This is a genomic window from Alsobacter sp. (genome assembly GCF_059501845.1).
Genome location: NZ_JCACDK010000009.1, coordinates 44,515 through 53,851, shown reverse-complemented (window position 1 = coordinate 53,851; position 9,337 = coordinate 44,515). Strand labels below are relative to the sequence as shown.

The 9,337-nt window shown below is 68.0% G+C and carries 8 protein-coding genes; 5 read left to right on the top strand and 3 right to left on the bottom strand.

Features of this window, described 5'->3' with window-relative positions:
* Positions 1-330 (top strand): hypothetical protein (locus AC5JCN_RS07230; RefSeq protein ID WP_495754364.1); only part of this gene is annotated, 330 nt, incomplete at its 5' end.
* A 48-nt stretch (positions 331-378) separates the two neighbouring features.
* On the opposite strand, the gene AC5JCN_RS07225 is transcribed toward AC5JCN_RS07230, so the two are convergent.
* Complete coding sequence (locus AC5JCN_RS07225; protein WP_495754363.1) at positions 379-1,503, bottom strand: CaiB/BaiF CoA transferase family protein; 1,125 nt, start codon at positions 1,501-1,503, stop codon at positions 379-381.
* A 241-nt stretch (positions 1,504-1,744) separates the two neighbouring features.
* Between AC5JCN_RS07225 and AC5JCN_RS07220 the strand changes: the two genes are divergently transcribed.
* Together AC5JCN_RS07220 and AC5JCN_RS07215 are read left to right on the top strand one after the other, a co-directional pair.
* Entirely contained in the window at positions 1,745-3,832 is a 2,088-nt protein-coding gene (locus AC5JCN_RS07220) for a hydantoinase/oxoprolinase family protein (RefSeq protein ID WP_495754362.1), read from the top strand.
* 20 nt (positions 3,833-3,852) lie between these two features.
* Positions 3,853-5,625: a hydantoinase B/oxoprolinase family protein gene (locus tag AC5JCN_RS07215; protein ID WP_495754361.1), complete on the top strand. Its 1,773-nt coding sequence runs from the start codon at positions 3,853-3,855 to the stop codon at positions 5,623-5,625.
* On the opposite strand, the gene AC5JCN_RS07210 is transcribed toward AC5JCN_RS07215, so the two are convergent.
* Entirely contained in the window at positions 5,626-6,546 is a 921-nt protein-coding gene (locus AC5JCN_RS07210) for a LysR family transcriptional regulator (RefSeq protein WP_495754360.1), read from the bottom strand.
* Between the two features lie 199 nt (positions 6,547-6,745).
* Here AC5JCN_RS07210 and AC5JCN_RS07205 point away from each other — a divergent pair, with 199 nt between their 5' ends.
* Complete coding sequence (locus AC5JCN_RS07205) at positions 6,746-7,441, top strand: isochorismatase family protein (RefSeq protein ID WP_495754359.1); 696 nt, start codon at positions 6,746-6,748, stop codon at positions 7,439-7,441.
* Positions 7,442-7,469: 28 nt separating this feature from the next.
* Positions 7,470-8,465: a LysR family transcriptional regulator gene (locus AC5JCN_RS07200; protein ID WP_495754358.1), complete on the top strand. Its 996-nt coding sequence runs from the start codon at positions 7,470-7,472 to the stop codon at positions 8,463-8,465.
* Here the strand turns inward: AC5JCN_RS07200 and AC5JCN_RS07195 are convergent.
* On the bottom strand, positions 8,406-9,326 hold the full coding sequence (locus AC5JCN_RS07195) for a LysR substrate-binding domain-containing protein (RefSeq protein WP_495754357.1): 921 nt from the start codon (positions 9,324-9,326) through the stop codon (positions 8,406-8,408). The two genes, AC5JCN_RS07200 and AC5JCN_RS07195, sit on opposite strands and share 60 nt — an antisense overlap.
* Between the last annotated feature and the right edge of the window lie 11 nt (positions 9,327-9,337).

Genomic DNA, 9,337 nt, shown 5'->3' with positions numbered 1-9,337 from the left:
GGTGGAAACCAGGGCGGCCAGTCCGGCGGTAACCAGGGTGGCCAGCAGGGTGGAAACCAGGGCGGCCAGTCGGGTGGCAACCAGGGTGGCAACCAGGGTGGCCAGTCGGGTGGAAACCAGGGCGGCCAGTCCGGCGGCAACCAGGGTGGCCAGTCGGGCGGAAACCAGGGCGGTCAGCAGGGCGGCAACCAGGGTGGCCAGTCGGGCGGAAACCAGGGTGGCCAGCAGGGCGGCAACCAGGGTGGCCAGTCGGGTGGCAACCAGGGCGGCCAGTCCGGCGGCAACCAGGGCGGCAGCCAGGGTGGCAAGCAGGGCGGCAACCGCTCCTGATTTCACCTCACCAGGAATGCGGAGCGGGCGCCTCGGGCGCCCGCTTTCTTATGACTCGAGGAACTCGCGTCGAATCGCGGCGCTGTGCTCGCCCACGGCTGGAACCGCGCCAAACGCCCTGGCTGCGCCTTGCCAGAGGACTGCGGGAGCCGGAATGCTCGCCTCACCGCGCGGCGTGGGTACCGAGATGCGGCGAAGATGTGGGTGCCCGGACAGGTCCGCCATGGTGCTGACGCGGGCGAAGGCGATGTCGGCTTCGGCGAGCTTTCTTTCCATCTCCGCCGCGGTGTGAACGCCAAACACCGCGCCGACCTTTGCATCCGTGTCGGCCCGCCGTGCCACCCGGGCCACATTCGTCGCAAAATCCGGGTCGGCGGCCAGTGCTGGGTCGCCCATTACGTCGGCGGCCAGCACGCGCCACTCGCGGTCGCTCTGGATCGAGATCAGGATGGCCTGCCCGTCCGACGTGGCGAAGACGCCGTAGGGTGCGATGGAGGGGTGCCGCAGGCCGACCCGGCCCGGGGACTTGCCGCCCTCGTGCTGCAGCAGCGGCACGGTGAGCCAGTCGGCCATCGCGTCGAACATGGAGATGCGCAGGTCGGCGCCTTCACCCGTCCGGCCGCGCCGGATCAACGCCTCGAGGATCGCCTCGTAGGCGTTCATTCCGGTGGCGATGTCGACAACAGACACTCCCACGCGCGCCGGCCCGTCCGGCCCGCCGGTGACCGAAGCCAGACCCGACTCGGCCTGGATCAGCAGGTCGTAGGCCTTGCGGTCGGCGTAGGGTCCCTCCTCGCCGTAGCCGCTGATCGAGGCCATGATGAGCCGCGGGTAGTCGCGGGCTAGCCGCTCGCGTGCGAAACCGAGCCGCGCGATCGAGCCCGGCTTGAGGTTTTGCACCAGCACGTCCGCCTTGGCGATTATCGCCTCCAGTAATGCGGCGTCCTCCGGCCTGGTGAGGTCGAGCGCGACGGATTGCTTTCCGCGGTTCAGCCAGACGAAATAGGAACTCTGCCCCGCGACCACGTCGTCGTAGCCACGGGCGAAGTCACCCTCCGGCCGCTCGATCTTGATGACGCGGGCGCCTGCGTCTGCGAGGCGGCACGTGCACATCGGTGCGGCCACAGCCTGCTCCAAGGCGACGACGAGAAGTCCTTCCAGCGGCAGCGGCATCGTTCCCTCGGCCAGTCGCGAGTGGGCAGGTGTTCGTACCTGCGCCGCGCCAATTCCCAGCCTCGCGGTGGATGCGCCATGGGGATTGTGGGAATAACTGTCATCAGGACCAATTGTGGCCGGCGCCGCGGCCCGGACAGGTCTGACCTTTGCATACAATAGCTGAAATTACGGGGGTCCCTTGGCGGTGGCCGTGTCACCGCCGCTAGGATTGCCGCAAGCGACAGCGAGGGGAGAAAACATGATCCGGGTCGGAGTCGATGTCGGAGGCACGTTCACGGACATCGTGCTTGAACGTGGCCTGCCCGGCGGCGGTCAGCAGGTCGTTGTCCACAAGGTGCCGAGCACGCCGGCCGACCAGTCCGAGGGTGTCGTACGCGGCGTCATCGAGATCTGCGGCATGGCGGGCGTGTCGCCTGGCGACGTCGACTTCCTGTTCCATGGCACCACTGTGGCCACGAATATGGTCATCGAGCGCAACGGCGCCGACGTGGGCATGATCACCACGAAGGGCTTTCGCGACATCCTCCACATGGCCCGCCACAAGCGGCCGCACAATTTCTCCCTGCAGTTCGATGTTCCCTGGCAGTCGAAGCCGCTCGTCAAGCGCCGCAACCGCATCGCGGTCTCCGAACGCGTCATGCCGCCCGACGGCACGATCGCGGTTCCGCTCGACCGGGACGAGGTGAAGCACGCCGCCGAGCTCTTCGCCAAGCGCGGCCTCAAGGCGGTCATCGTCGCCTTCCTCTTCTCCTTCCTGAACGACGAGCATGAGCGGGTGGCGGCCGAGATCGTCCGCTCCTACCTGCCGGATGCATACATCTGCACGTCGTCCGAGGTGGTGAACGTCATCCGCGAGTACGAGCGCTTCTCGTCCTGCGCGATGAACGCCTATATCGGCCCGAAGACCTCGGCCTACCTCAACATGCTCGAGGGGCGGCTGCGTGGCGCCGGCGTCAAGGCCGCCGTGCGTATCATGCAGTCGAACGGTGGCATCTCCACCATCGACAACTCGTCCAAGCACCCGATCGGCCTGCTGCTGTCCGGCCCGGCCGGCGGCGTCATGGGCGGGCGCTGGACGGGCGAGGCCTGCGGGTCCCCCAACGTCATCACCATCGACATCGGCGGCACCTCGGCCGACATCTCGGTCATCCAGGGCGGTGAGCTTCGCATCAAGAACCCGCGCGATACCGAGGTCGCCAGCCTGCCCGTGCTCGTGCCGATGATCGACATCGACGCGATCGGCGCGGGCGGCGGGTCCATCGCCTATATCGACGCCGGCGGCGCGTTCCGTGTCGGCCCGCGCTCGGCAGGTGCCGATCCCGGCCCGGCGGCCTACGGCAAGGGCGGAACGGAGCCGACAGTCACCGACGCGCAGGTGGCGCTCGGACGCCTCGACCCGCAGCAGTTCCTGGGCGGCGACCTGAAGCTCGACAAGGAGCTTGCGGTCAAGGCCGTGAAGACGCACATCGCGGACAAGCTCGGCCTCAGCGTCACCGACGCGGCGCTCGGGATCCTGAAGATCATCAACAACAACATGGCGCTCGCCATCAACGCCAACTCGGTGGCGAAGGGCATCGACCCCCGCAACTTCACGCTCATGGGCTTTGGTGGCGCCGGACCACTGCACGCTGTCGCGCTGGCCGAGATGATCCATGCGAAGGACGTCATCGCGCCGCTTCATCCCGGCATCACCGCCGCGATGGGGCTGCTCGTGACGGAATTGCGGTACGAGTCCACCCGCTCGGTTCTCACCGTGCTTCAGAAGGCGACCGCCGCCGACTTCGCGGCGATCAACGAGAGCCTGGAGAAGCTGACGGCGGACGCCGCCGCGCAGCTGGAATCCGACGGCATCCCCGCCTCGCGGCAGAAATTCACCCGCATCGCCGAGTGCCGCTATCTCGGCCAGGGCTTCGAGCTGCGCGCCGACATGCCGTCCGGGCCGCTCGGGCCTGACAACGTTGGAGAGGTGACCAAGAGCTTCTTCGCGGCGCACAAGCTCGTCTACGGCCACGCCTTCGAGGACCAGCTCGTCGAGATCGTTACGGTCCGCGTCGTCGCGACCGCCGACGTCGAGATGCTGCGGCTGCCCGATCTGGAGAAGGGCAACCGCAAGGATCCCAAGGACGCGCTGCTCTACACGGCGGAGACGATCTTCGACGACGGCAAGGCGCACGCCACGCCGCGCTACGCCCGCGGCCAGCTCCTAGACGGCGATACGATCACCGGCCCGGCCCTGATCGTGCAGCACAACTCCACAACCCTGGTGCCGCCCGGCTACAGGGCGAGCGTCCTGTCGCATGGCGACATGCGCATCACCCGCGCCTGAGAACGGGAAGGATTTCGACCATGACCGCGACCGTCGATCCCATCACCCTCCAGGTTGTCGGAGGGGCACTCCATTCCATCGCCGAGCAGATGGGCAACGTGCTCTACCGGATGTCCTACTCCTCGATCATCCGTGAATCGCAGGACCTCGGCGCCGGCCTGTTCGACAGGCACTTCAACACGCTGTGCGAGAGCGACTCGACGCCGATGCATATCGGCTCGCTGCCGGGCTACCTGAGGGGCATCGAGAAATCGATCCCGCTCGACGCCTGGAAGCCGGGCGACTGCGTCATCCACAACCACCCCTATTTCGGCGCCAGCCACTCGCCAGACATCGCCATCGTCATGCCGGTGTTTCACGAGGGTGAACTCGTCGGCTTCTCCGCCAACACCGCGCACCACGTCGACATCGGCGCGGCCACGCCGGGCCTCATCATCGACGTGCCTGACATGTATGCCGAAGGCATGCTGATGAACGGCCTGAAGCTCTACGAGGAGGGCAAGCGCAACGAGTGGCTGTGGAAGTACATCCGCGACAACACGCGCGTGCCCAGCCTCGTAATGGGCGACCTGGAGGCGCAGATCGCTTCCGCCGAGCTCGGGGTCCGACGCTTCCAGGAACTGCTCGGCACCTATGGCCAGGACCTCGTCCTGCGCTGCTGCAGCCAGCTCATGGACTATTCCGAGCGGATGATGCGCCGCGCCATCGCGGCCATCCCGGACGGCGAATACACGGCCGAGGGCTTTCTCGACGATGACGGCCGCAACCGCGACAAGACCCTGCCGATCAAGGTGACGGTGCGCGTGCAGGGCGACGGCGTCGAGGTCGATCTCACCGGCTCCTCGCCCCAGGTGCCAACCGCGTTCAACGTTCCCTTCGAGGGCTCGACCAAGGTGGCCTGCTACTTCGCGTTCCGCGCGCTGCTGCTGGACACCTACACGAACCAGGACCCGGTGCCGGCCAACGAAGGCTCGTTCCGTCCGGTGAAGGTGACGGCGCCGGAAGGCTGCATCTTCAACCCCATCGCGCCGGTGGCGGCCGAGGCCCGCTTCTGCCAGATCCAGCGCGTGGTCGACCTCATCATCAAGGCGCTCGCGCCGGTGGTGCCGGAGAAGGCGACGGCCGGCAACTCGGCGACGCTGTCATTCGCCGCCTATTCCGGTGTCCGGCCGAATGGCGACTACTGGGTGTTCCTGGAGGTCAACGAGGCGGCCATGGGCGGCCGGCCCTTCTCCGACGGGCCCGACACGGTCGAGGAGCTGATGCGCAACACGCGCAACAACCCGCTCGAGGACCTCGGCATGCACTTGCCGCTGATCTGCGACCGCTACGAGGTGCGCGACGACGTCATGCCGGGAGCGGGCAAGTTCCGTGGCGGCCAGGGCGTCGTGAAGTCCCAGCGCTTCCTGACGCCGGGCTTCGTCACGCACGAATCCGACCGCCACAAGGATACGCCGTGGGGCATCTTCGGCGGCAAGGAAGGCGCTGTCGGCAAGTTCGAGATCTACAACGCCTCGGCTCCCGACAAGATCACCCAGATGCCGGCGAAGTTCTCCGGCATGCGCGTCAACGAGGGTGACGTCGCGTCCTACTTCTCGCCTGCAGGCGGCGGCTACGGCAGCCCGCTGGAGCGCGATCCGGCCAAGGTGCTCGACGACGTGCTGGACGACTTCATCACGCCCGAGCACGCAAGGGACGTCTACGGCGTGGCCCTGAAGGCCGTCGACGACGGCTATGGATGGGCCGTCGACGAGGCCGGCACGAAGACGCTGCGCGCCGGCATGGCTGGCTGATCACGCCCGCCCGCGCCGCTGCGGGACCCGCAGCGCGCGGACGAGCTCGACGAACCGGGCGGCTGCCGGCACGGCAGCCCCCGTGTTCCAGGCGAGCACCGTCTGGATCCGGTTCGGCGCATCGGCGATGGGCCGGAACACCACGCCCTGTGGCCTCGTCCGCATCATCGTCTCCGACTGTACGGTAGGGCCAAGGCCTGCGGCCACGAGACCCAGGATTCCGAGAGTCCCCGTCGCCTCGCAGGCCACCGTCACGGGAAGGCCGACCGCGGCGAAGACGTCGAAGACGAGGGCGCGAAAAAATTCCCACTCCTCGCCGCTTCCGAGGACGAGCGGGTGGGACGCCACTTCCGCCAGCGTGGGCGCCGGGTTCTGCGCAAGCGGATGGTCGTCGGCCACGAGGATGCCGAGCCGCTCCTCCGACAGCGTCAGCGAGCGCAGCGCCCGGTCGCGCAGCGGCCCCAGCATGAACCCCAGGTCGATCTCACCGCGCAGCAGCGCTTCCCGCTGCGGCCTTGTGCCGAGATAGAAGGGGTCGACCGCCACCTCAGGATAGGCCAGCGCAAAGCGCCGGACCGCCTCGGGCATCTCGGCCAGCGCGGCGAAAGACATGTAGCCGATGCGCAGCCGTCCCGCCCGCCCCCGGGCCAGGGACCGCGCCTCCTCGGCTGCACGGTCGAGATCCCGCACGACGGCGCGGGCGCGCTCCAGGTAGGCCCGGCCCGCCTCCGTCAACACGACGTCGCGCGTGGTCCGCCGCGCCAGGCGGATGCCGAGATCCTCCTCCAGCTGCCGGACCCGGCGGCTGACGAGCGACGGGTCAACGCCCAGGCGGTCCGCCGCCTTTCGGAAGCCGAGTGTTTCACCGAGAGCGATAAAGGCCCGAAGGTCGCGAAGGGCGGGTTCGGCCGGCTCGGACATTCGTGCACTCTCCTGCTGGATCGCGCGTCTTCAGACGCCCAGTGAGCTGACCCATGCGGGTCTGAAGACCCGCGCTCCGCGCATTGTTGCACACTTCGCATGAATAATGGAGCAGCATGCTGTTTCCGCACGGACCGATCGGGTGTCTGATGCAGGTCAGAAGGCGCCTGCCGGGCGCTGCGGCAAAGGGACCGCGACCATGACCATCAAGATCGAGAACCTCGACGCCATCCTGCAGCAGGCCTTCGACGAGAGCACCCGCATCTATCGCGAGCGCGGCTTCCAGCGCCGTATCGGCTTCGGCAAGAAGCCGGCCCTCATCAGCGTCGATCTCGCCAACGCCTGGACGCGTCCCGGCAACCCGTTCACCTGCGAAAACATCGACGACCAGATCATCCCCGGGATGCAGAAGCTCCTCAAGGCGTTCCGCGAGACGAACAACGTCGTCGTTCACGTCACCACGGCCTACCAGAACACGGACCGCAATGACCCCAAGAGCGACATGGGCCTGTGGCACCACAAGATCCCGGTCGAGGCCGTCGACATCAAGGACGAACACCTCTGGGCCATCGACAGCCGCATCGCTCCGATCGACGGCGAGTATGTGATGCTCAAGAAGCGCGCCAGCTCCTTCAGCGGCACCCCGCTCGCGGGTTATCTGCGCGCAGCGGGCGTTGACACGATCCTCGTCACCGGCGTGACCGCGACGGCGTGCGTGCGCACCACGATCTGCGACGGCCTCGCCGAGGGATTCCGTACCATTGCGGTCAGAGAGTGCATCGGCGATCGCGTCCCGGGCGCAGTCGCGTGGAACCTCTACGACATCGACGCCAAGTTCGCCGACGTGGAAAGTGTCGACCGGTGCATCGATTACCTGTATTCCACGAAGGGGTGACGTTCCGACGTTGCGTGTAAGGAGCGGGATGGACAGGTCCGATCTCGTCGAGTTCGATCTTCTTCGGTCACTGGTCGCCGTCGTCGACGCGGCCAGCATGACTGAGGCGGCCTCGCGCCTGTCCCTTACGCAGCCCGCCATCAGCAAGCATATCGGCGCGCTGGAGAAACGCTACGGAGCGCGGCTTCTCCATCGCGACGGACGGGGCGTGTCCCCGACCGCGATCGGCGAGCTTCTCGTCCGGCGGGCGCGGATGATCCTGCGCCAGCTCGACGCTCTCGAGGCAGGCCAGGCCTTCTGCGACATGGGCCGCGTCGTCCGCGTCGCCCTGATGCCGACCGTCGCCGACCTCCTGGTCGTTCCGCTGGTTCAGGCTCTCGCGCGCAGGGAGCCGGAGCTTCAGTTGCGGGTTTCGGAGGGGTTCAGCGGACACACCGCCGAATGGCTCAGGGAAGGCCTGGCTGACGTCGCGGTCTGCTACACAACCGCCAACATGACCGGCCTCACAGTGGCCGCGACATTCACCGACACGCTCCACCTCGTCGTGCCCGCATCGACGCGCCTCCCGCCGGACGGCAGGCTGCGGCCCGCCGAGCTGGAGAAGCTCGATTTCGTGCTGCCGGGTGAGCCGCACGGCCTGCGCCAGTTGGCGGACCAGCTCGGCGCGAGCTTCGGCTTCAAGCTGCGCGTCACCTACGAGATCGCGTCCTTCGTCCTCATGCGCCGTCTCGTGACGGAGGGGCTGGCCGCGACCTTCCTGCCGTGGAACGCGGTGGCCGAGGAGGTTCGCACGGGGCGCGTCAAGCTGGCCACGGTGGACGGCGTTCAGACCGCCCGCTCCATGTCGGTGGTGACGTCGCCCGCGCGTCCGGTCACGACGGACATTCAGCTGGCGATCGACGAACTCTGTGCCCTGCTCGACAAGCGGCTCGGAGATGCCGCCCGCGACAGGGCACGGACGATCTCAAAGCTCGCCGAGCCATTCGCCCTTCTGGACGAGATTGCGGGCAGTCGCCACGCATAGCCTCGCCGCGGTGCGGGCCGCCGCCGTCAGGGGGCGTGCAGTCGTCGTCGCCAGGCACAGCGAGCGCTTGAGGTCGGGCTCGACGATGGGCCGCGCCGCGAGGATGCCCTGGGCGATCTCGCGCGAAACCGCGCAGCTCGGCAGGATCGTGTAGAACCCGCCCTGCCTGCAGAGATCCTTCGCCGGCGGCATGGCATCGATCTCGATGTGCACGTTCAGCGTCAGGCCGAGGGCTCGCGCCTCCCTGTCGACCAGCTGCCGCAACCCGTGGCGCTTGCTCGGCAGGGCGAGCGGCAGCGCGTAGGCGTCGCGCAGCGGGATCGCCGGCCGGGAGAGGGCGGGATCGCCGGCAGCGCCGACAAGGACGAGGCGCTCGACCAGGACGCGGTCGGCGGGCATGCCGGTGTGCGACTGGCCGGAATACAGGATGCCGATGTCTGCTTCCCCGTCGATCAGTGCCTTCTGGATGGCGCCGCTATAGCCTTCCAGCACACGCACCGTTGCTCTCGGCAGCGCCTCGCGGAGCGCCGTGATCAGCGGCGGCGCCAGCACGTGGCAGACGGAGGGTGGCAGGCCCAGCGTCACGTGTTCCGCCGGCTCGGCGCCCGCCTTGGCCATCTCGGACTCGAGGGCGTTCAAATCGGCGACGATGTCGCGCGCCATCCCCAGGGCGCGAACGCCCGACGGCGTCGCCACGATGCCGCGGCCGGTGCGCTCGAACAGCGTCTGTCCCAGCTCGGTTTCGATGTCGGTGATCGCCTGGCTCAGCCTCGGCTGCGAGACCCCGAGCAGGTGCGCCGCCCGCGAGATCTTGCCGTGGCGCGCCGCCTCCAGCAGGAATACGAGGCTCTGGGTCTTCATCCGTCTCCACT